At 64.3% G+C, this 19,349-nt stretch carries 18 protein-coding genes; 9 read left to right on the top strand and 9 right to left on the bottom strand.

Annotated features, from left to right (window positions below):
* The first annotated feature begins 49 nt into the window (after positions 1–49).
* Positions 50–1,060: an allantoicase gene (alc, locus tag BC1002_RS08610; RefSeq protein WP_013089670.1), complete on the top strand. Its 1,011-nt coding sequence runs from the start codon at positions 50–52 to the stop codon at positions 1,058–1,060.
* Positions 1,057–1,569 (top strand): ureidoglycolate lyase, encoded by a 513-nt coding sequence (locus tag BC1002_RS08605; protein WP_013089669.1) that lies wholly within the window; start codon positions 1,057–1,059, stop codon positions 1,567–1,569. Before alc ends, BC1002_RS08605 begins: the two co-directional genes overlap by 4 nt.
* A gap of 95 nt (positions 1,570–1,664) precedes the next feature.
* Here the strand turns inward: BC1002_RS08605 and BC1002_RS08600 are convergent, their stop codons facing one another.
* The 4 genes from BC1002_RS08600 to uraH all read right to left on the bottom strand — a co-directional run bounded on the left by BC1002_RS08600 (position 1,665) and on the right by uraH (position 5,266).
* The gene (locus BC1002_RS08600) at positions 1,665–3,011 is read right to left on the bottom strand and encodes a type II toxin-antitoxin system HipA family toxin (protein WP_013089668.1); all 1,347 of its coding nucleotides are present in this window, start codon (positions 3,009–3,011) and stop codon (positions 1,665–1,667) included.
* Positions 3,008–3,274 carry a helix-turn-helix domain-containing protein gene (locus BC1002_RS08595; RefSeq protein ID WP_013089667.1) on the bottom strand — a complete coding sequence of 89 codons (267 nt, stop codon included), beginning with the start codon at positions 3,272–3,274 and terminating at the stop codon, positions 3,008–3,010. The genes BC1002_RS08600 and BC1002_RS08595 overlap by 4 nt, the downstream gene beginning before the upstream one ends.
* Before the next feature lie 274 nt (positions 3,275–3,548).
* On the bottom strand, positions 3,549–4,742 hold the full coding sequence (locus BC1002_RS08590; protein WP_013089666.1) for a urate hydroxylase PuuD: 1,194 nt from the start codon (positions 4,740–4,742) through the stop codon (positions 3,549–3,551).
* A 170-nt stretch (positions 4,743–4,912) separates the two neighbouring features.
* A complete protein-coding gene (gene uraH / locus BC1002_RS08585) occupies positions 4,913–5,266 on the bottom strand; it encodes a hydroxyisourate hydrolase (RefSeq protein ID WP_013089665.1) in 354 nt (117 codons plus the stop codon).
* Between the two features lie 485 nt (positions 5,267–5,751).
* On the opposite strand from uraH, the gene BC1002_RS08580 reads away from it, so the two are divergent.
* Positions 5,752–7,140, top strand: coding sequence for an 8-oxoguanine deaminase (locus BC1002_RS08580; protein ID WP_013089664.1), 1,389 nt, complete (start codon positions 5,752–5,754; stop codon positions 7,138–7,140).
* A gap of 88 nt (positions 7,141–7,228) precedes the next feature.
* Here BC1002_RS08580 and BC1002_RS08575 read toward each other — a convergent pair whose 3' ends face one another.
* Positions 7,229–8,161, bottom strand: coding sequence for a LysR substrate-binding domain-containing protein (locus BC1002_RS08575; RefSeq protein ID WP_013089663.1), 933 nt, complete (start codon positions 8,159–8,161; stop codon positions 7,229–7,231).
* Between the two features lie 273 nt (positions 8,162–8,434).
* Between BC1002_RS08575 and BC1002_RS08570 the strand changes: the two genes are divergently transcribed.
* The 4 genes from BC1002_RS08570 (at position 8,435) to BC1002_RS08555 (ending at position 13,357) form a co-directional block, all read left to right on the top strand.
* Positions 8,435–10,033: an ABC transporter ATP-binding protein gene (locus tag BC1002_RS08570; RefSeq protein ID WP_013089662.1), complete on the top strand. Its 1,599-nt coding sequence runs from the start codon at positions 8,435–8,437 to the stop codon at positions 10,031–10,033.
* A gap of 92 nt (positions 10,034–10,125) precedes the next feature.
* Positions 10,126–11,232: an ABC transporter permease gene (locus BC1002_RS08565; RefSeq protein WP_013089661.1), complete on the top strand. Its 1,107-nt coding sequence runs from the start codon at positions 10,126–10,128 to the stop codon at positions 11,230–11,232.
* 39 nt (positions 11,233–11,271) lie between these two features.
* Positions 11,272–12,201 (top strand): ABC transporter permease, encoded by a 930-nt coding sequence (locus BC1002_RS08560; protein ID WP_013089660.1) that lies wholly within the window; start codon positions 11,272–11,274, stop codon positions 12,199–12,201.
* Between the two features lie 61 nt (positions 12,202–12,262).
* Positions 12,263–13,357, top strand: a complete 1,095-nt coding sequence (locus BC1002_RS08555; RefSeq protein WP_013089659.1) for a BMP family ABC transporter substrate-binding protein — start codon at positions 12,263–12,265, stop codon at positions 13,355–13,357.
* A 108-nt stretch (positions 13,358–13,465) separates the two neighbouring features.
* Here BC1002_RS08555 and BC1002_RS08550 read toward each other — a convergent pair whose 3' ends face one another.
* Positions 13,466–13,675 carry a dodecin gene (locus BC1002_RS08550; RefSeq protein WP_013089658.1) on the bottom strand — a complete coding sequence of 70 codons (210 nt, stop codon included), beginning with the start codon at positions 13,673–13,675 and terminating at the stop codon, positions 13,466–13,468.
* Between the two features lie 266 nt (positions 13,676–13,941).
* Here BC1002_RS08550 and BC1002_RS08545 point away from each other — a divergent pair, with 266 nt between their 5' ends.
* Together BC1002_RS08545 and BC1002_RS08540 are read left to right on the top strand one after the other, a co-directional pair.
* Positions 13,942–14,883 carry an NAD(P)-dependent oxidoreductase gene (locus BC1002_RS08545; RefSeq protein ID WP_013089657.1) on the top strand — a complete coding sequence of 314 codons (942 nt, stop codon included), beginning with the start codon at positions 13,942–13,944 and terminating at the stop codon, positions 14,881–14,883.
* A gap of 93 nt (positions 14,884–14,976) precedes the next feature.
* Complete coding sequence (locus BC1002_RS08540; protein ID WP_013089656.1) at positions 14,977–16,569, top strand: ABC-F family ATPase; 1,593 nt, start codon at positions 14,977–14,979, stop codon at positions 16,567–16,569.
* Between the two features lie 101 nt (positions 16,570–16,670).
* On the opposite strand, the gene BC1002_RS08535 is transcribed toward BC1002_RS08540, so the two are convergent.
* From BC1002_RS08535 to BC1002_RS08525, 3 genes are all read right to left on the bottom strand, one after another.
* Positions 16,671–17,609 carry a uracil-DNA glycosylase gene (locus BC1002_RS08535; RefSeq protein ID WP_238537885.1) on the bottom strand — a complete coding sequence of 313 codons (939 nt, stop codon included), beginning with the start codon at positions 17,607–17,609 and terminating at the stop codon, positions 16,671–16,673.
* A 58-nt stretch (positions 17,610–17,667) separates the two neighbouring features.
* Entirely contained in the window at positions 17,668–17,871 is a 204-nt protein-coding gene (locus BC1002_RS08530) for a DUF1289 domain-containing protein (RefSeq protein WP_013089654.1), read from the bottom strand.
* Positions 17,872–17,991: 120 nt separating this feature from the next.
* Positions 17,992–19,293, bottom strand: coding sequence for an Nramp family divalent metal transporter (locus BC1002_RS08525; RefSeq protein WP_013089653.1), 1,302 nt, complete (start codon positions 19,291–19,293; stop codon positions 17,992–17,994).
* Between the last annotated feature and the right edge of the window lie 56 nt (positions 19,294–19,349).

The following is a 19,349-nucleotide window of genomic DNA, read 5'->3' as shown; positions in this document are numbered from 1 at the left end:
GCGAGCCGCAACGTTTTTTCCGCACCAATCGATATCAAGGACGACAAAGATGGCACTTCCGATTCTCGACCCCAACGCACCGGAATTCACGCGCCGTTACGTGAACCTGGCGGACCCGCGTCTGGGCGCGCAGGCGCTCGAGGCTAGCGACGAATTCTTCGCGCCGAAGGACCGCATGCTGAATCCGGAACCGGCCGTCTTCATTGCGGGCAAGTACGACGACAACGGCAAGTGGATGGACGGCTGGGAAACCCGCCGCAAGCGTACGACCGGCTACGACTGGTGCGTCGTCAAGCTCGCGCGGACCGGTGTGATCAAGGGACTCGACCTCGATACGAGCCACTTCACCGGCAACTTCCCGCCGGCGGCGTCGGTGGAAGCGGCGCGCGTCGTCGATGGCGAGCCGAACCAGTCCACGCAATGGACCGAGATCGTGCCGTCCACCACGTTGCAGGGCAATAGCCACCACTACCTCGAAGTCGGTGACGCGAACGCGTACACGCATCTGCGCGTGAACATCTATCCGGACGGCGGCATTGCGCGTCTGCGCGTGTATGGTCAGCCGCAGGTGGACTGGGCGGGCGCGAGCCGCACCGAGCAGTTCGATCTCGCTGCGATGGAAAACGGCGCATATCTGGTTAGCGCGAACAACCAGCATTTCGGCGCGGCTTCGACGCTGCTGATGCCGGGTCGCGGCGTGAATATGGGCGACGGCTGGGAAACGCGTCGTCGTCGCGAGCCGGGCAACGACTGGGCGATCATCGCGCTCGCGCAGCCGGGCGTGATCCGCAAGATCGAAGTCGACACCGCGCACTTCAAGGGCAACTATCCGGATCGCTGCTCGATCCAGGCCGCGTACGTGAAGGGCGGCACCGACAGCTCGCTCGTCACGCAGGCGATGTTCTGGCCGGTGCTGCTCGGCGAACAGAAACTGCAGATGGACAAGCAGCACTTCTTCGAAAGCGAGATCGCGGCGCTCGGGCCCGTCACGCATGTGCGCTTCAACATCTATCCGGACGGCGGGGTGTCGCGTCTGCGTCTGTGGGGTACGCTCGAATGAAAACGCTCGCCATCGAACCGCTGACGAAAGAGGCGTTCGCCGCATTCGGCGACGTGATCGAACTCGAAGGCGCTAAGCAGATTCCGATCAACCTCGGCACGACGATCCGCTATCACGACCTCGCGAAAGTCGACGTGACCGACGAGCACGGCCGCACGCTCGTCAATCTGTTTCGTGGCCAGCCGCGCACGCTGCCGTTCGAAGTGAAGATGCTCGAGCGTCATCCGCTCGGCAGCCAGGCGTTCGTGCCGCTGAACGACAAGCCGTATCTGGTCGTCGTCGCGCCAGCGGGCGAACTCGACGCGGCGAAGATCCGCGCGTTCGTCACGAGTGGCTGGCAGGGCGTCAACTACGCGAAGGGCGTATGGCACCATCCGCTGATCGCGTTGGGCGAGGTGAGCGACTTTATCGTCGTCGATCGTGGCGGCGAGGGGCTCAATCTGAACGAGCAGGATCTGGCGGAGTCGCAGTGGCTCACGGAAGATGCGTTGAGCGCGGTGGCGGTTTGATGGCAATGCAGCTACCGGGGCTCTGGTAGCGTTGTGGTTGGAAAGAAAAGCCCGCGACGTGCGTTTACGTCGCGGGCTTTTTGCATCGATGGCGATCACTTGCGCCGGCCAAGCAGCGGCGAATGCCCGATGACTTCCCTCGACCGCTCGGCCGGCTCCGGCGCCGAAAATCCCGCTGCTTCGATCGCCGGCTTGAGCCCCCTGAATTGCAGACTCTTCTTTGGCGAACGCAGCGATGTCATGCCGTCGTCCCACGCATGCAGCATCTGCTTGGCGACCGTGCGCCACTGCGGTTCGTTGCGCGCTGCTTCGATCAACTCGTGGCCGACGTCGACAGCCGAGTCGCACAGCGCTTCAACCATCTGCGCATATTGCCGGGGGGCGATGCCCATGCGCGTGTTGAAAAATCGTTCCAGCGTTTTACCGGCTGCCCAGGTTTTGCGGCCGTCGATGGCGAGGCCCGGCGGATTGGCGGCGAAGCGCGGATAAGCCTGGGTCGTCACGACATCGTAGACGGGCGTGAACGCGACATCGTCGACCGACGTATAGAACAACGCAACGTTCTTGGTGTGGCAGTCCGCATTGCGCACGACGTAGTTCGTCAGCAGATGCCAGCCGAGCTGCTGGAGCTGCATCCGCATGGTGTCGCGATCGAGCAGATACGCTCTTGCCGCGTTGAGCATTTTCTCGCTGGTCGAATTGTATTTTTCGTGCGGCGGCAAACCGAGCAGGCCGCACAGGTCTTCGACGCCGTACGCCGGCAGCCCTTGTTCGTCTACATCGAAGCGCTCGACGACGAGAGCCCGGCCATCGTCCGACATCTGGGTGCGCGCAACGGGCGCCACCCCGAGCCGCTCCAGCACCCGCATCGAATGGAACTCGTTGAAACCGAGAAAGGGCGTGTTGTCGTCCGAACCTTTGACGATGTGACGGCTCGTTCGAATCGTCGGCTTACCGAGTTGCAACGGTGTGGAAGCGGCAGACTGCGCTTCGGGCGCGATGAACTTCGGCACGACACCCGAAATGGCCGCCCGCGCGTATTCACGTACCAGTTGCGCGAAATGTTCGGCGGTGTTGTCGCCGTGCAGGATGTGCTGGACGTCGAGCGCCTCCAGTTCGGTGCCCGGCGCCACGCCCTCGGGCGTCACGGTGACGCGGCCGATTCCCATCGAACCCACGACGGCGAGCAGCGACAGATCGGTTCCGTCGAGCAAGGGCCCGAATTGCTCGCGGATCAGATTCAGCAGATAGCCCTCGGGCAGGTTCTGCCGGAAAAACGGATGCAGGTCGCGCGGCCAGCGCCAGGCCTCTTCGCGTACCGGCATCGTCAGACTGACGAAGTCGGCCGCGCTCGCATCGCGGTTGTATTTGAGGACATAGTCGTCGCGCTCGCGAAACAGCGTGGCAACGTTCTTGCCTAGTACCTGGACGTCTAGCTTCATGGCTGCGCTTCCGGGCTGCGCTGTTCGGCGAGGATGTCTTCGAGCGTGCGGCCATGTCCATGCGCGACGAACTTGAGGTCGTAACCGGCGGCTTCGAGCAGGCGCACGAGCACGGACACACTCATATCGTTCCTGGCGAGCGTCTCCATCCGCGCGACGGTCGTGCGGGCCACGCCCGCGCGGCGCGCAAGTTCTTCCTGCGATAGCTTGCTGTCGCGTCGTACGGCTTTCAGCATGTCCGAGACATCGGCGAGGTTGGTCATTTGTAGCCTCAAGGCATCAAATTTAGCGTATTTGATAGCTATTGTAGCCCAAGAGACACAACAAGGCGTTCCATATTTGTGCCTTCAAGGCTACATTTTACGTGCCTTCGGCGCTTTTTGTAGCCCAACGGCGACAGGCTCGATGTATCGATGCCGCTGACTGCACCCGCCACCCTCCCCAAAACGACAACGGGCTTGCCGCTGTCGCGACAAGCCCGCTTCTCCCTGCAGCCTCTACCTCGCACCGGATGATCCGTGACCCGGACAGTCCTCCTTACTTCGCCGCGCCGCCTTCGAACCACGCGGCGATCTTCATCCGCTCGTCGTCGGTCATGTGCGTGACGTTGCCGAGCGGCATCGCCTTCAACGTGACCGCCTGCTGGTAAATGCGCTGTGCGTTCTGCGAGATTTCGTCGGGGGTATCCATCAGCACGCCCGCGGGCGCGCTGCCCATCATCGTCGGATGCGCGGAGTGGCAGGCCGCGCAGCGCTGCTGCAGCACCGGCGCGATGTCGGCGACCTTCAGCGTCGGCGCGTTGGCGGCCTGCGCCTGCGGCACCACCGGACGCGGCATGGTCCACACGAGCGCCGTGCACATCAGCGCGACGCCGAGGAGCGGCAGATACCACAACACCTGGCCGCGATGGCGCATCACGAAGAACTGCCGGATCAGCGCGCCGGCCAGCATGATGACGACGAGCACCGCCCAGTTGTACGGATGCGTGTAGGTCATCGCGTAGTGGTTCGACAGCATCGCGAACACGACCGGCAGCGTGAAGTAGGTGTTGTGCACCGAGCGCTGCTTGCCACGCTTGCCGTAGATCGGGTTCGGCGTGTCGCCCTTCAGCATCGCGTCGACCATCTTGCGCTGGCCCGGAATGATCACGAAGAACACGTTGGCCGACATGATCGTCGCGAGCATGGCGCCCATGATCAGATACGCCGCGCGGCCCGCGAAGATATGACAGGCGAGATACGCCGCGATCAGCACATAAACGCCGACGCAGATGCCGAGCAGTTTGTCGCGCGTGCCGAGAATGCGGCACAGCGAGTCGTAGACGATCCAGCCGGCCGCGAGGAAACCGATCGCCGAGGCGACCGCGACCACCGGCCCCATGTCGAGCACGTTCTTGTCGATCAGGTAGGTGCTCGGCGAGAACAGATACAGCACGGTAAAGAGACCGAAGCCCGACAGCCACGTCGTATAGGACGGCCATTTCGACCAGTGAAGGTCTTCGGGCATTTCGGGCGGCGCGACCGTGTACTTCTGCATGTTGTAGAAGCCGCCGCCGTGCACGTGCCATAGCTCGCCGAACACGCCGCGACGGCGCTGGTTCGGATCGGTCGGCGGTTTCAGGCTGTTGTCGAGCGCGACGAAATAGAACGATTCGCCGATCCATGCGATGGCGGCGATGACGTGGAACCAGCGAATCGCGAGGTTCAACCAGTCGGTGATAAAGCCTTCCATGAAACTCCTCCACTTCTGATTCGTTGTGCGCGCGATGACGTTCGACGTCGCCGGTGATCGCGCCGACTGCGGATAGAAGACGCAGCGCGGGTTGTTATGGAAATCGCGGGGCGCTTGTGCGTATTTGTGTCTGTGCGTGCCGGTGCGGACGCGGCTTGCATCCGGCAGGGCTAGCTGCCCCGATACGTGCTGTACGAAAACGGCGACACCAGCAGCGGCACGTGATAGTGCGCGTCGGCATCCGCGACGCCGAAGCGCAGCACGACGCGATCGACGAAGCGCGGTTCCGGCAACTTCGCGCCGAGCGACGCGAAGTAGTCGCCCGCGCCGAACACGAGTTCGTACTCGCCCGCGACGAGCGCGTCGCCTTCGAGCAGCGGCTCGTCGCAGCGGCCGTCGTGATTGGTGACAGTGGTTTTGAGTGCGCGGCGCGTGTCTCCGGCGAGCGCGAAGAGTTCGACCTTGATGCCTGCGCCGGGACGGCCGTTCGCGGTGTCGAGCACGTGGGTAGTGAGCTTGCCCATTCGCAATTGTCCTTGTGTGAATGCGAGGTGTCGGCGGCGGCCCGATCCAGTACGTTTGCGGCGGATCGAGGCTCCACGTCAGTGGCTACATACCCGTCGGCGATTGAAGCGAGCGCCGTGGCAGCCATTGTAAAAAGGATGCCCCGTTCAGCGCGCGAGCGATAGGAAAGATAATAGTTCGCGCATGATGGACAGGCAGTCGAAAGCCGCGCCGGCTCATCGGCCGATCGTACCGGCGCCAAAAATGGACCACTATATTGGCGGCGTGAAGTTGGGTATCGCAACCGCGCGAGTTGCCAGCGGGATTTTGGCTACCGAAGGTAAGCGCTGTGCGACACACGTGCTTAGGCACGGCAAACCCCGAAGACGGCGATTCACGCTGGGTAACCGGGCCAACGGCGTTCAACCGAACGCGGCGGCGCGGTGGCGTGCCGCCGCATCGCGTTCGAACGGCTTTGCATGCAGGCAATCAGGCGGACAGACGAATGACGATGAATGAAGCACTGAAACAACCCGGCAAAACGATGCTCGTGAAGCACGCTGAGGTGCTGGTTACGATGGATGGCGAGCGGCGCGAACTGCGCGATGCCGGGCTGTATATCGAGGACAACCGGATCGTCGCGGTCGGACCCACCGCGCAACTGCCGCAAACGGCCGACCAGGTACTCGACCTGCGCGGCCATCTGGTGATTCCGGGCCTCGTCAATACGCATCACCACATGTACCAGAGCCTCACGCGTGCGATTCCCGCCGCGCAGAACGCCGAACTGTTCGGCTGGCTGACGAATCTGTACAAGGTATGGGCGAACCTCACGCCCGACATGATCGAAGTATCGACGCTGACCGCGATGGCTGAACTGTTGCTGTCGGGCTGCACGACGTCGAGCGACCATCTGTACATCTACCCGAACGGCAGCCGTCTCGACGACAGCATCGCCGCGGCGCGCCGCATCGGCATGCGCTTTCATGCGGCGCGCGGCAGCATGAGCGTGGGACGCAAAGACGGCGGCTTGCCGCCGGATTCGGTGGTCGAGCGCGAAGCGGACATCCTGAAGGATACGCAGCGTCTGATCGAGACATATCACGACGACGGCCGCTACGCGATGCTGCGCGTCGTCGTGGCGCCGTGCTCGCCGTTTTCGGTGAGCCGCGACCTGATGCGCGAATCGGCGGCACTCGCGCGTCAGTACGGCGTGTCGCTGCACACGCATCTGGCGGAGAACGTGAACGACGTCGAGTACAGCCGCAAGAAGTTCGGCATGACGCCGGCCGAGTATGCGCACGATCTCGGCTGGGTCGGCCATGACGTGTGGCATGCGCACTGCGTGCAACTCGACGATGCAGGCATTGCGCTGTTCGCACGCACCGGCACCGGCGTCGCGCACTGTCCGTGCTCGAACATGCGGCTCGCGTCGGGCATCGCGCCGGTCAAGCGGATGCGGCTCGCGGGCGTGCCGGTTGGACTCGGTGTCGACGGCTCGGCGTCGAACGACGGTGCGCAGATGGTCGCCGAAGTGCGCCAGGCGCTGCTGCTGCAGCGCGTCGGTTTCGGGCCCGACGCGATGACCGCGCGCGAGGCGCTCGAAATCGCGACTCTGGGCGGCGCGCACGTGCTCAATCGCGACGACATCGGCGCGCTCGCGCCCGGCATGGCCGCGGATTTCGTCGCGTTCGATTTGCGTCAGCCACACTTTGCCGGCGCACTGCTCGATCCGGTGGCGGCTCTGGTATTCTGCGCGCCGTCGCAGGTCAGCTATAGCGTGATCGACGGCAAGGTGGTGGTGAAGGAGGGGCAGTTGGCGACGCTCGAACTCGGGCCGGTGATCGAGCGGCATAACGCGCTCGCGCGGCAGCTTTACGAGGCGGCGGCTTGAGCTCGAGCTTGAGCGGAAGGGGCGCCACTCACGCCCTGATGCGCTGGTGCCGCGAGTCGTTGATATCCGAGCGGCGCCGCATGCGGGCTCAAGGCTTGTCGATCAACGTCCGGGTCGCCTCGCCAACCAGACCGCGCAGCCAGCGCACTTCGTCGGAGTAGTGCACGCGCTCGTGCCATAGCTGGTAGTACTGCATCGGCGGGAAGTCGAGCGGCGCGGGCACCACGGTCAGCGGCAAAAATTTCGCGTAGTAGTCGGCAAAGAGGCGCGTCGTCGTGAAGATCAGATCGGACTTGATCAGCACGTACGGCGCGAGATTGAAGTAGGGCAGCGTGACGACCACATGGCGCTTGAGCCGCTCGCGCGCGAGATGCACGTCGATCGCGCCGCGCTGGCCGACCGAGTACGGCGTCGGCGCGAGATGCGGTGCGTTCAGGTACTGGTCGAGCGTCAGCCCGCCGCGTTTGGCGAACGGATGCGTGTTGCTCATCAGGCAGACGATCTGATCGACGAACAGGTTCGACAGATGCAGCTGCTCGGGCGGCTCCGGCCAGTTGCCGACCACGATGTCGAGCTTGCCGTCCTCGAGCGCGAGTTCGTAGTCGAACGCGGGGCCGAGCGAATGGAATTCGAGCGTCGCGTTCGGCGCGGCCAGGCGGAAACGTTCGACGACCGTCGGCACGAACAGCACGTTCAGGTAGTCGGGACAGCCGATCCGGTAGCAGCGGATCGACGTGGCCGGATCGAAGTTGTGCTGCTGGAACTTGATGCGCTCGATTTCGCGCAGCGCGTTCTGCACCGGTTCGAGCAGGCGCAGGCCGTACTCCGTCGGCACCATGCCGGACTTGCCGCGGACCAGCAGCGGGTCGCCGGTGATGTCGCGCAGACGGCGCAGCGCCGCGCTGATCGCGGGTTGGGACTGGTTCAGTTTGACGGCGGCGCGCGTGACGCTGCGCTCCATCAGTAGCGTGTGCAACACGCGCAGCAGGTATGTGTCGATCGCCTCGCGTTGCTGGCTCATGGATTCTCCCAAATATATGTGCTGGCTGATCGAACGGACGTGGGGGTATATGCGTTTTAATATGGACGAAAAACGACGTCAAGGGTGACATACCCGCAGAGCTTGTAGCGGCGCGGGTTTGCGGGAATTTTGTCAACTCGACTGAGTGGGTCGAATTAGGTATCGTCATCCGGTTGTGGTGACGGATCGCCCGTCGGCACGGTGGACGTCATCGACGTCGACCCGGCGGTATTCACGGCAGCAAGCGGCGTCTCAAACGCACTATGGAATCTCATGAGCGACACTCCACTTAGCGACGGCGCACGACTCACCGGACAGCCGGTGCCCCGGCTCGCGCTGACGGGCATCACCAAACAGTACCCGGCCGTGCGCGCCAACGACGACGTGACGCTCGTCGTCGCACCCGGCGAAATCCACGCGGTGCTGGGCGAGAACGGCGCGGGCAAGAGCACGCTAATGAAGATCATCTACGGCGCGGTGCGACCCGACGCCGGCGAGATTCGCTGGGAAGGCGAGACGGTCGACATCGCGAGCCCGGCGGCCGCGCGCAAGCTCGGCGTCGGCATGGTGTTCCAGCACTTCTCGCTGTTCGAGACGCTGACGGTCGGCGAAAACATCGCGCTCGCGCTCGACGAACCCTTCGATCTCAAGTCCCTTGCGAAACGCATTCGCGAGGTGTCGGCCGACTACGGGCTCGACATCGATCCGCAACGGCACGTGCACAGCCTCACCGTCGGCGAGCGCCAGCGCGTCGAAATCGTGCGCTGCCTGCTGCAGAATCCGCGTCTGCTGATCATGGACGAACCGACTTCGGTGCTGACGCCGCAGGCGGTTCGCAAGCTGTTCACGACGCTGCGCCGGCTCGCCGCCGAAGGCTGCAGCATTCTGTACATCAGCCACAAGCTCGACGAGATCCAGGAGTTGTGCGACACCGCGACCGTGATGCGCGGTGGCCGCGTGACCGGCAACGTGACGCCGAAGAACGAGACGCATGCGTCGCTCGCGCAGTTGATGGTCGGCCACTCGCTGCCCGACTACACGCGGCGCGAGCACAAGCCGGGCGCGGTGCTGCTCGATGTCAGGCAGTTGTCGGTCGCGAGCGACGATCCGTTCGGCACGTCGTTACGCGACGTGTCGTTCAGCGTGCATGCGGGCGAAATCTTCGGCATCGCCGGTGTGTCGGGCAACGGCCAGGCGGAACTGCTCGCGGCGTTGTCCGGAGAAAAGCGCGCTGAAAAACGCAGCCTGCCCGCCGACGCGATCACGATCTGCGGCAAGCCGGCCGCGCGCCTCGGCGCCGGACGGCGGCGCGCGCTCGGCTTTGGCTTCGTGCCCGAAGAGCGGCTCGGCCGCGGCGCGGTGCCGGCGATGAGCCTTGCCGACAACGCGTTGCTGACCGCGCATCGGCAGAGCATGGTCAAGTCGGGCTGGATCAGAACGGGCGCGATGCGCGCGTTCGCGAAGCGCTGCATCGACGCGTTCGACGTGCGCTGCGGCGGCCCCGACGCGCTCGCGCAAAGTCTGTCGGGCGGCAATCTGCAGAAATACATCATGGGCCGGGAGATTTTGCAGGCGCCGAAGGTGCTGGTGGTCGCGCAGCCGACGTGGGGCGTCGATGTCGGCGCATCCGCGTTCATCCGTCAGCAGTTGCTCGATTTGTCCGCGCGCGGCGTCGCGATTCTAGTGATCTCGGAGGAACTGGAAGAGCTGTTCGATATCTGCGACCGCATCGCGGTGCTCGCGGGCGGGCGGCTGTCGCCGGTGCGCGCGACCGGTGCGACCAACGCCGAGGAAATCGGCCGCTGGATGGCGGGGCTATTCGGCGACCGTGAGGGCGCGGCGCCCGCGGCGGACCAGCCGGCGCATGCGTGACGCGAGGCGTTGCCCCTGGCCACGCCAAAACGTTAAACACGCGCGCGAATGCGGACCCTGAAGAACAGAACCCGAACAAACCCACGCTACCCATGATGCTTCCCTATCGACTCGAAGCCCGCACGACGCCCTCGCGCACGATGCAGCTCGCCGTGCCGCTGATCGCCGCAGTGCTGACGCTGGCGATCGGCTTTCTGATTTTCGGCCTCGTCGGCCGCGACCCGTTGCAGGCGATGCACGCGTTCTTCATCGAGCCGCTGTCGAGCATCAACGGCTGGTCGGAGCTGTTGCTGAAGGCGTCGCCGTTGTGCCTGATCGGCCTTGGTCTCGCGATCGGTTATCGCGCGAACGTGTGGAACATCGGCGCCGAAGGGCAGATGCTGCTCGGCGGCATTGCGGCGAGCGGCGTCGCGATCTATTTCGATCAGGCGAGCGGCTGGTGGATCCTGCCGACGATGATGCTCGCGGGCATCCTCGGTGGCATGGCATGGGCCGCGATTCCCGCGTTCCTGAAGAGCCGTTTCAATACCAACGAGATTCTCGTGAGCCTGATGCTCACGTACGTCGCGGCGCAACTGCTGATCTACCTGGTGAGTGGTCCATGGCGCGATCCGCAGGGCATGAACTTCCCGCTGTCGGAGATGTTCAGCGGCGATGCGCTGTTTCCGACGCTGTATGGCGACTGGCGCTGGAAATTTCTGCGTGGCACGCGCCTGAACGCGTCCGTGTTCCTCACGCTGATCGCGATTCCGCTGGTCTGGCTGTTCATGCGCAAGAGCTTCGCGGGCTACCGGATGAACGTCGGCGGACTCGCGCCGCTTGCCGCGCGCTATGCCGGCTTCTCCGACAAGAAGACGATCTGGATCTCGCTGCTGATTAGCGGCGGCCTCGCGGGTCTCGCCGGCATGGGCGAGATCGCCGGTCCGATCGGCCAGTTGCAGGCGACGTGGTCGCCGGGCTACGGCTTCACCGCGATCATCGTCGTGTTCGTCGGCCGCTTGCATCCGCTCGGCATCGTGCTCGCCAGTCTGCTGATGGCGCTGCTGTATCTCGGCGGCGAAGCGGTGCAGACCTCGATGCAATTGCCGCAGGCGTTGTCGGGCGTATTTCAGGGGTTGCTGCTGTTCTGCCTGCTCGGCGCCGACCTGTTCGTGAACTACCGCGTGCGGCGCCGCTCGGCCGTGGCGGTGGGCCATTAAGTTTGCCAATCAGCTCGCTAATCCGCTTTCAGACTCGATATGGATATTCAGCAAGCCAGCGCGCTCACGTCGAGCGCGATCACCGCGTCGATCCCGCTGATGTTCGCGGGCGCCGGTGAACTCGTCGCCGAAAAATCGGGCGTGCTCAACCTTGGCGTGGAAGGAATGATGCTGATGGGCGCCGTCAGCGGCTACGCGGTCACTTCGATTAGCGGCAGCCCGTGGCTCGGCGTGCTCGCCGCGATCGGCGCCGGTCTCGCGATGTCGCTGCTGTTCGGGTTCCTGACGCTGACGATGCTCGCCAACCAGGTCGCGACCGGCCTGTCGCTGACGATCTTCGGCATCGGTCTGTCCGCGTACGTCGGCAAGCCGTACACTTCGGCCGCGGTGCGCGCGACGATCGATACGTGGACGATCCCCGGCCTGTCGAAAATCCCGGTGCTCGGCCCCGCGCTCTTCACGCTCACGCCGCTCGATTACCTCGCGTTCCTGATGTTCGCCGCGATCGGCTGGTTCCTGTATCGCACCCGCGCGGGGCTCGTGCTGCGCTCGGTCGGTGAATCGCCGCAGGTCGCGCACTCGGTCGGCTTTCCGGTGGTCGGCGTGCGCTATGGGGCGGTCGCGTTCGGCGGCGGCATGGCGGGGCTCGCGGGCGGCTACTATTCGATCGTCAATCTGCACCTGTGGCAGGAGAACCTGACGTCGGGCCGCGGCTGGATCGCGTTGGCGCTCGTCGTGTTCGCGACGTGGCGCCCCGGGCGTCTGCTGATCGGTTCGCTGCTGTTCGGCGCGGTGACGGGGTTGCAGTTCTACGCGCAGGCGATCGGCGTGCCGGTGCCGACGCAGTTCCTCGCGATGCTGCCGTATGTCGCGACGATCGTCGTGCTGGCGCTGATCTCGCGCAATCCGAACACGATTCGCCTGAATGCGCCCGCGTCGCTCGGCAAGCCGTTTTTTTCGGCGGGCTGACGGCGACACAGGTTTTTTTCGATCCGCTCACTACTATTCGCTCATCACGACAGGGGAAAACATGAAGAGAAGAAATCTGCTGACCGCTTTCGCGTGGGGCGCGGCGTCGCTCGCGCTCGCCGCACCGCTCGCGCAAACCGCGCAGGCCGCCGACGTGCCGGGCGTCGCGTTCGTCTATCTGGGCAATCCGGGCGATGCAGGCTGGACCTTCGCGCACGACCAGGGCTCGCGTGAAGCCGAAGCGAAGTTCGGCAACAGGATCAAGATCACGCGCGTCGAGAATGTGCCGGAATCGGCCGACTCCGAGCGCGTGTTCCGCGATCTCGCCAACAAGGGCAACAAGATCATCTTCGGCACGAGCTTCGGCTTCCAGGACTTCCAGCTGAAGGTCGCGAAGGACTTCCCGGACACCATCTTCCTGCACGCGACCGGTTACAAGAAGGCGCCGAACTTCGGCACCTACGACGTGCGCATGTACCAGGGCGCATATCTGGCAGGCGTCGCCGCGGGTTACGTGACGAAGAGCAACACGCTCGGCTTCGTCGCGTCGGTGCCGATTCCGGAAGTGGTGCGCAATATCAACGCGTTCACGCTGGGCGCGCGCTCGGTGAATCCGAAGGTGCATACGAAGGTGATCTGGATCAACAGCTGGTTCGATCCGGGCAAGGAAAAGCAGGCCGCCGAAACCCTGATCGGCCAGGGCGCCGACGTGCTGCTGCAGAACACCGATTCGAGCGCGACGCTCGCCACAGCTTCGGAGAAGCACGTGCACGCGTTCGGCTGGGATTCGGACATGAAGAAGTTCGGTCCTGATGCGCATCTCGGCTCGGTGGTCGCTCACTGGGGCGTGTACTACAGCGCGGTGATCCAGCAGGTGCTCGACGGCAAGTGGAAGAACGATCCGGTGTGGTGGGGCATTCCGCAGAAGGCCGTCAACCTCGAGAACCTGAACACGTCGGCGATTCCGGCCGATGGGCAGAAGCAGGTCGCCGCGAAGCGCGAAGAACTCGCGACCGGCAAGCGCGACGTGTTCACGGGCCCGATCAAGGATCAGTCGGGCACGGTGAAGGTGCCGGAAGGCAAGACCCTGACCGATCCGGAGTTGCAGCGCCTGAACTGGTACGTCGAGGGTGTCGACGGGTCGTTGCCGAAGTAAATCGGGCGGTGCGCTGTTGAAAAAAGCTGCGTCCAGCGTGGGCTGGACGCAGCTTTTCTGTTTACGGCCTGCACGTGGCAGCGCGCAAGCGTGTCGTGCGGTCGCTGCTCAGTCCTCGATGCGCAGGCCGACCTTCAGCGTCACCTGCCAGTAGGCGACCTTGCCGTTCTCGATCTGGCCGCGCGTTTCCGTGACCTCGAACCAGTGCAGATTGCGCAGCGTTTCCGACGCTTTGGCAATCGCGGTGGTGATCGCGTCGTCGATCGAATTCTTCGACGAACCGGTCAGTTCGATCTTCTTGTAAACATGTTCTGACATGAATTCCTCCTTGGTGTGCGCCGCTGCTCAGTGAAACGCTGCTCGGAAACGCGCATGGAAAAAGTATAGGCAACGGTTCGCGCGGTCCGTCGGACATATGCGTGGTCGCGAGCGTCACCGTCTGCAGGGCGGATCAAACGTCGCCGCCCGAACCATGGATGACGCACGTCGCGTGCCCGGTACCGCGCGACTTCGGCGCATCGCATGGTCGTTATCATGTGTACGCAACACAATCCATTCAATCTGATAGCCAACGAGGTTCGAACGTGGAAACTGGTTTTTGCGGCTCCGGTCTGATGGGCGCGCCGATGATCCGGCACCTGCTGCGCGCGGGTCATACCGTGCATGTGTGGAACCGCACGCGAGCGAAGGCCGAGGCGTTGCGGGCCGAGGGCGCGCACGTCGTCGATACGCCGCGTGAGCTGGCCGCGCGCTGCGACGCGGTGCTGCTGTGCGTCGCGGACGCGGCGGCGGTCGAACAGACCGTGTTCGGCGCGGCGGGGCTGCTAGATGGCGATCCTTCGACTCCGCGCCGGGTGCGCTGGATCGTCGATCATTCGAGCATTCCGCCCGCCGCGACGCGCGCGCTGGCGCGACGGGTGGCGGATTTCGCCGGGCAGGGCGGCGCGGCGGGCACGGGAGCTTGTCGGGACGGCGCTTCGATCGGCTGGATCGACGCGCCGGTGTCGGGCGGCGTCGCCGGCGCCACGGCGGGCACGCTCGCGATCATGGCCGGCGGCGCGGCCAGCGATCTCGCCGCGGTGCGCCCCTTGCTCGATGCCTTCGCCGCCCGCGTCACGCACATGGGCGAGGTCGGCGCCGGGCAAACCGCGAAGCTGTGCAATCAGGCGATCGTCACCGCGACCGTCGCCGCGATCGCCGAGGCGGTGAGCCTCGCGCAGCGCAGCGGCACCGACGCCGCGAAGCTGCCCGAGGCGCTCGCCGGCGGCTGGGCCGATTCGGTGCTGTTGCGGACCTTCGTGCCGCGGATGACGCAAAGCGATCTCGCGCCGATCGGCGCGTTGCGCACGTTTCAGAAGGACGTCGATACGGTCGCGGCGACCGCCTACGAGACCGGCACGCCGATGCCGGTCGCATCGACGGTCCAGCAATTGCTGCGACTCGGTGCCGCGATGGGCCTCGCCGGCGCGGATTTTTCGGCCTTCATCGACATTCTGCAGACGCCGCGCGACGGCTCGCACGGGTGACGTGGGCCGGGGCGGGCGAACTGTCGGGTTGAAATCTCTAAACCTGCTAAAATATTGGGTTTTTCGCCGATATCACATTCAAAGGGACGCGCCGTGCTGTCTACTGCCAATATCACCATGCAATTCGGGCCGAAGCCCCTCTTCGAGAACATTTCGGTCAAATTCGGGGAAGGGAACCGCTATGGCCTGATCGGTGCGAACGGCTGCGGTAAATCCACCTTCATGAAGATTCTCGGTTCGGATCTGGAGCCGAGCTCGGGCAACGTGATGCTCGAGCCGAACGTGCGTCTGGGCAAGCTGCGCCAGGACCAGTTCGCATACGAAGACGTGCGCGTGCTGGACGTCGTGATGATGGGCCACACCGAAATGTGGGCCGCGATGACCGAGCGCGACGCGATCTACGCGAACCCCGACGCGACCGACGACGACTACATGCACGCGGCCGAACTCGAAGCGAAGTTCGCCGAGTACGACGGCTACACGGCCGAAGCGCGCGCGGGCGAACTGCTGCTCGGCATCGGCATCGCGATCGAAGACCACAACGGCCCGATGAGCAACGTCGCACCGGGCTGGAAGCTGCGCGTGCTGCTCGCGCAGGCGCTGTTCTCGAAGCCGGACGTGCTGCTGCTCGATGAGCCGACCAACAACCTGGACATCAACTCGATCCGTTGGCTGGAAGATATTCTCAACCAGTACAACTCGACGATGATCATCATCTCGCACGACCGGCACTTCCTGAACCAGGTCTGCACGCACATGGCCGACATGGACTACGGCACGCTGAAGGTCTATCCGGGCAACTACGACGACTACATGCTCGCCAGCACCCAGGCGCGCGAGCGTCAGCAGGCCGCCAACGCGAAGGCGAAGGAGCGCGTGGCCGATCTGCAGGACTTCGTGCGCCGCTTCTCGGCGAACAAGTCGAAGGCACGCCAGGCGACCAGCCGTCTGAAGATGATCGACAAGATCAAGATCGAGGAATTCAAGCCGTCGTCGCGGCAGAACCCGTTCATCCGCTTCGAGTTCGAGAAGAAGCTGCACAACATCGCGGTGGTCGCCGACAGCATTTCGAAGAAGTACGAGCGCTCGATCTTCAATAACTTCAGCATCAGCGTGCAGCCGGGCGAGCGGATCGCGATCATCGGCGAGAACGGCGCGGGCAAGACCACGCTGCTGCGCTCGCTGCTCGGCAATCTGCAGCTCGATCACGGCACGGTGAAGTGGGCGGAAAACGCGAACGTCGGCTACATGCCGCAGGACACGTACGAAGAGTTTCCGAACGACGTCACGCTGATGGACTGGATCGACCAGTACCGCAAGGAAGGCGACGACGAGCAGATGGTGCGCGGCACGCTCGGCCGCCTGCTGTTCAATGCGGACGACATCCGCAAGTCGGTCAAGGTGCTGTCGGGCGGCGAGAAGGGCCGCATGATCTGGGGCAAGCTGATGCTCGGCCGCCACAACGTGCTGCTGATGGACGAACCGACCAACCACATGGACATGGAGTCGATCGAATCGCTGCAGATCGCGCTGGACAAGTTCGAAGGCACGCTGATTTTCGTTTCGCACGACCGTGAATTCGTCAGCGGGTTGGCGAACCGGATCATCGAAGTGCGCACGGACGGCACGCTGAACGACTTTGGCGGCAACTATGAGGACTTCCTGACGAGTCAGGGCGTTCAATAAGCGCTGGGTCGCTGGATTTCAGCGATTCCCAGAGGCCCATGCCGGCAGTCTGCCGGCGTGGGCCTTTTTGCTTTGGTGGCTCTGGTAGCCTAAGCGCTGGACTAATACCGGCCCAGCGCGAGCCGTCGAATGACTTCATCCAGCTTACCCATGGGGCGATTCTTCGCTCGAAGCGCGCTATTTGCAGGGTTCGCCGCTCTAGCCGTAGGGTGCCTCACGAGTTCGTGCAGAGGACGCACCGGATGACTGAGCAACGCGCTTTCCGCCTCACGCCCAAGCGCAACGAAGCGCACGTTGCGAGGGAACAGGCTGAGGAAGTCAGTCAGAATCTGGACTGTCGCGCGTAGCTCTGAATTCGATGGGCGGCGGTTGCTCTCGGTGTCTTCGTCCGCGAACGGATGAAACGGGAACGCATTCCATAGCGCAAACTCGGTTGGACCGAAGCCATTGGAAAGCATCGTCTGCCAGACGACCGACGCGGTTCTCTCATAGACACCGTATTCGCGGTCCGTCATTCGAGTCAGAGAATCGCGGCAACTGGTGCGGGTTGCCGAACCCGGCAGATAGTCCGGTACCGGGCCGCGGTCCGTTCCCTTGGCGAAGCTGTTGAGCTTCGTATCGTTGCCGAGCAGAATCCGCTCGGAGGTCATCGCGATGCCCGTGAAACGCCCGCCACGGCAGCTCAGCGCCTCCGCAATCAGGATCACCTTGACGCTCGTTTGGCGGGCTTGCAGGTAGGCGGCAAGCTGTTGCTGGCGAATCAGTGGCGCGTTGATGCCGGGCTGATCGCGTTCATCGGTCTCGGACCACGGATTGAACACGTGGGCCATTCGGCGCCATTCCGCGAGGCACTGAACGAAGTCCCTGGTGGTGGTCATGGAGCAGAAGTGTTCCGAAGCGTTCTCGGGTTTGGATGCATTCGTATCTGAAGCGATTGTGGCTCGCGGGCCGGCTCGCTTTCCAGATGCCGGGCGACAGGGGCGACATGCGCTGCCAACGCGCGTGGAGAAAAACGCAAACCATAAAAAATGCCGGGACATCCCGGCATTTTTTATGGTCGCATGCAACCTCGAACTGCGATGCGTGCAGACAACCGGCTCACACCTTGTCGTTCTGAAACCGCATCGCGGTGCCTTCCCGTTCGATCCGGGTCCAGATCGCGCGCTTTTCCTCGTCGCTGAGGAACACCCAGTTCGACACCTCGGCCGCGGTGCGGCCGCAGCCTTTGCAGACCTCGTCGAAGAGCGTGGAGCAGACACCGATGCACGGGCTGTCGGGAAGATCGTGGAGATTCGAAGTCATCGGAAACCTTGGGGCGTTGAGGCAAAGTCCCGCTATGTTAACCGATGCGCGGCGCACGCCTTGCACGCGGCGCTCAGCGCGATGCGAAGTTCACATAACCGCGTGGACGTCCGGCTGTCGTCATGCCCCAGTCGCCAGTTGCCACAACAACGCGCCGTTGAGCGCAATGATGAACCACGCCGACAGCCAAGCCAGCACCAGCGGCACGCCGTGCACGCGCCAGCCGCGCATCAGCGTCGGATCGGACGCACAGCGGATCAGCGGCACGACCGCGAGCGGCAATTGCAGGCTCAGCACCACCTGGCTCGCGACCAGCAGTTGATTCGAGCCGTGCTGGCCGAACATGCCCACCGCGAGCAGGGCCGGCCCGATCGCGAGCGCACGCGTGAGCAGTGCGCGTTTCCAGCGCGGCAAGCGCAGCCGCAGGAAGCCCTCCATCACCGCCTGACCGGCCAGCGTGCCGGTGACGGTTGCGCTGAGTCCGCACGCGAGCAGCGCCGCCGCGAACAGGATGCCGGCCCAGCGGTTGCCGACCAGCGGCGCGATCAGCCGATGCGCATCGGCCAGATCGGTGACGTCGCGATGGCCGCTGGAATAGAACACGGCGGCCGCGACGATCAGCAGCGCCGCGTTGATCACGAACGCGAACGCAAGCGAGCCGAAGGTATCGAGATTGACGACGTGCAGCGCGGCCTTGATCTGCGCGTCGCTGCTGTCGGGCGCGTGATGCTTGACGAGCGCCGAATGCAGATACAGGTTATGCGGCATGACCGTCGCGCCGACGATACCCGCCGCGAGCCATAGCATGCCCGCGTTTCTGATCAGCTCGATGCTCGGCGCGGTGCCGGCGAGCGCCGCGTGCCAGTCGGGCCGCGCGAGCGCGAGCTGCACGACGAAGCACAGCCCGACGAAGCCGATCAGCGCGGCGATCACCGCCTCCAGCCTGCGGCCGCCCGCCTGCTGGAGTGCGAGCAGCGCGAACGTGCAGACCGCCGACATCAGCACGCCGACCGTCAGCGACACGCCGAGCAGCAGTTGCAGCGCGACTGCGCTGCCGACCACCTCGGCGACATCGCAGGCGATGATCGCGACTTCGCTCGTCAGCCACAGGAACAGCGTCGCGCGCCGGCCATTGCGCTCGCGGCACAGCTGCGCGAGATCGCGCCCGGTCACGACGCCGAGGCGCGACGACAGCCATTGCATCAGCATGCCCACCATGCTCGACAGCAGCACGATGCCGAGCAGGCCGTAGCCGTAACCCGCGCCGGCGCCGAGCGCGGTCGCCCAGTTGCCGGGGTCGATATAGCCGACCGCGATCAGCGCGCCGGCGCCGAGGAACGAAAACCAGTGCGCCGGACGCGTGGGCTCGCCCGGCAGACGCCGGCGCCGGTTGGGACGCATCGCGAAAGGATTGGTGTTCATCGTGCCAGAGCTTCTGGGAAACGCATCCTGTTGCAAGTCATATGCCCATCGCCGGC

This window comes from Paraburkholderia atlantica (assembly GCF_000092885.1).
GTDB classification, from domain to species: Bacteria; Pseudomonadota; Gammaproteobacteria; order Burkholderiales; family Burkholderiaceae; genus Paraburkholderia; species Paraburkholderia atlantica.
The sequence above is the reverse complement of the archived record's forward strand: the minus strand, read 5'-3'. Positions and strand labels throughout refer to the sequence as shown.

Bases quoted from the DNA above. Each gene is read 5' to 3' on its own strand.
- alc (WP_013089670.1), top strand. From the start codon at position 50: ATGGCACTTCCGATTCTCGACCCCAACGCACCGGAATTCACGCGCCGT.
- BC1002_RS08605 (WP_013089669.1), top strand. From the start codon at position 1,057: ATGAAAACGCTCGCCATCGAACCGCTGACGAAAGAGGCGTTCGCCGCA.
- BC1002_RS08600 (WP_013089668.1), bottom strand. From the start codon at position 3,011: ATGAAGCTAGACGTCCAGGTACTAGGCAAGAACGTTGCCACGCTGTTT.
- BC1002_RS08595 (WP_013089667.1), bottom strand. From the start codon at position 3,274: ATGACCAACCTCGCCGATGTCTCGGACATGCTGAAAGCCGTACGACGC.
- BC1002_RS08590 (WP_013089666.1), bottom strand. From the start codon at position 4,742: ATGGAAGGCTTTATCACCGACTGGTTGAACCTCGCGATTCGCTGGTTC.
- uraH (WP_013089665.1), bottom strand. From the start codon at position 5,266: ATGGGCAAGCTCACTACCCACGTGCTCGACACCGCGAACGGCCGTCCC.
- BC1002_RS08580 (WP_013089664.1), top strand. From the start codon at position 5,752: ATGACGATGAATGAAGCACTGAAACAACCCGGCAAAACGATGCTCGTG.
- BC1002_RS08575 (WP_013089663.1), bottom strand. From the start codon at position 8,161: ATGAGCCAGCAACGCGAGGCGATCGACACATACCTGCTGCGCGTGTTG.
- BC1002_RS08570 (WP_013089662.1), top strand. From the start codon at position 8,435: ATGAGCGACACTCCACTTAGCGACGGCGCACGACTCACCGGACAGCCG.
- BC1002_RS08565 (WP_013089661.1), top strand. From the start codon at position 10,126: ATGATGCTTCCCTATCGACTCGAAGCCCGCACGACGCCCTCGCGCACG.
- BC1002_RS08560 (WP_013089660.1), top strand. From the start codon at position 11,272: ATGGATATTCAGCAAGCCAGCGCGCTCACGTCGAGCGCGATCACCGCG.
- BC1002_RS08555 (WP_013089659.1), top strand. From the start codon at position 12,263: ATGAAGAGAAGAAATCTGCTGACCGCTTTCGCGTGGGGCGCGGCGTCG.
- BC1002_RS08550 (WP_013089658.1), bottom strand. From the start codon at position 13,675: ATGTCAGAACATGTTTACAAGAAGATCGAACTGACCGGTTCGTCGAAG.
- BC1002_RS08535 (WP_238537885.1), bottom strand. From the start codon at position 17,609: ATGTCCCGGCATTTTTTATGGTTTGCGTTTTTCTCCACGCGCGTTGGC.
- BC1002_RS08530 (WP_013089654.1), bottom strand. From the start codon at position 17,871: ATGACTTCGAATCTCCACGATCTTCCCGACAGCCCGTGCATCGGTGTC.
- BC1002_RS08525 (WP_013089653.1), bottom strand. From the start codon at position 19,293: ATGAACACCAATCCTTTCGCGATGCGTCCCAACCGGCGCCGGCGTCTG.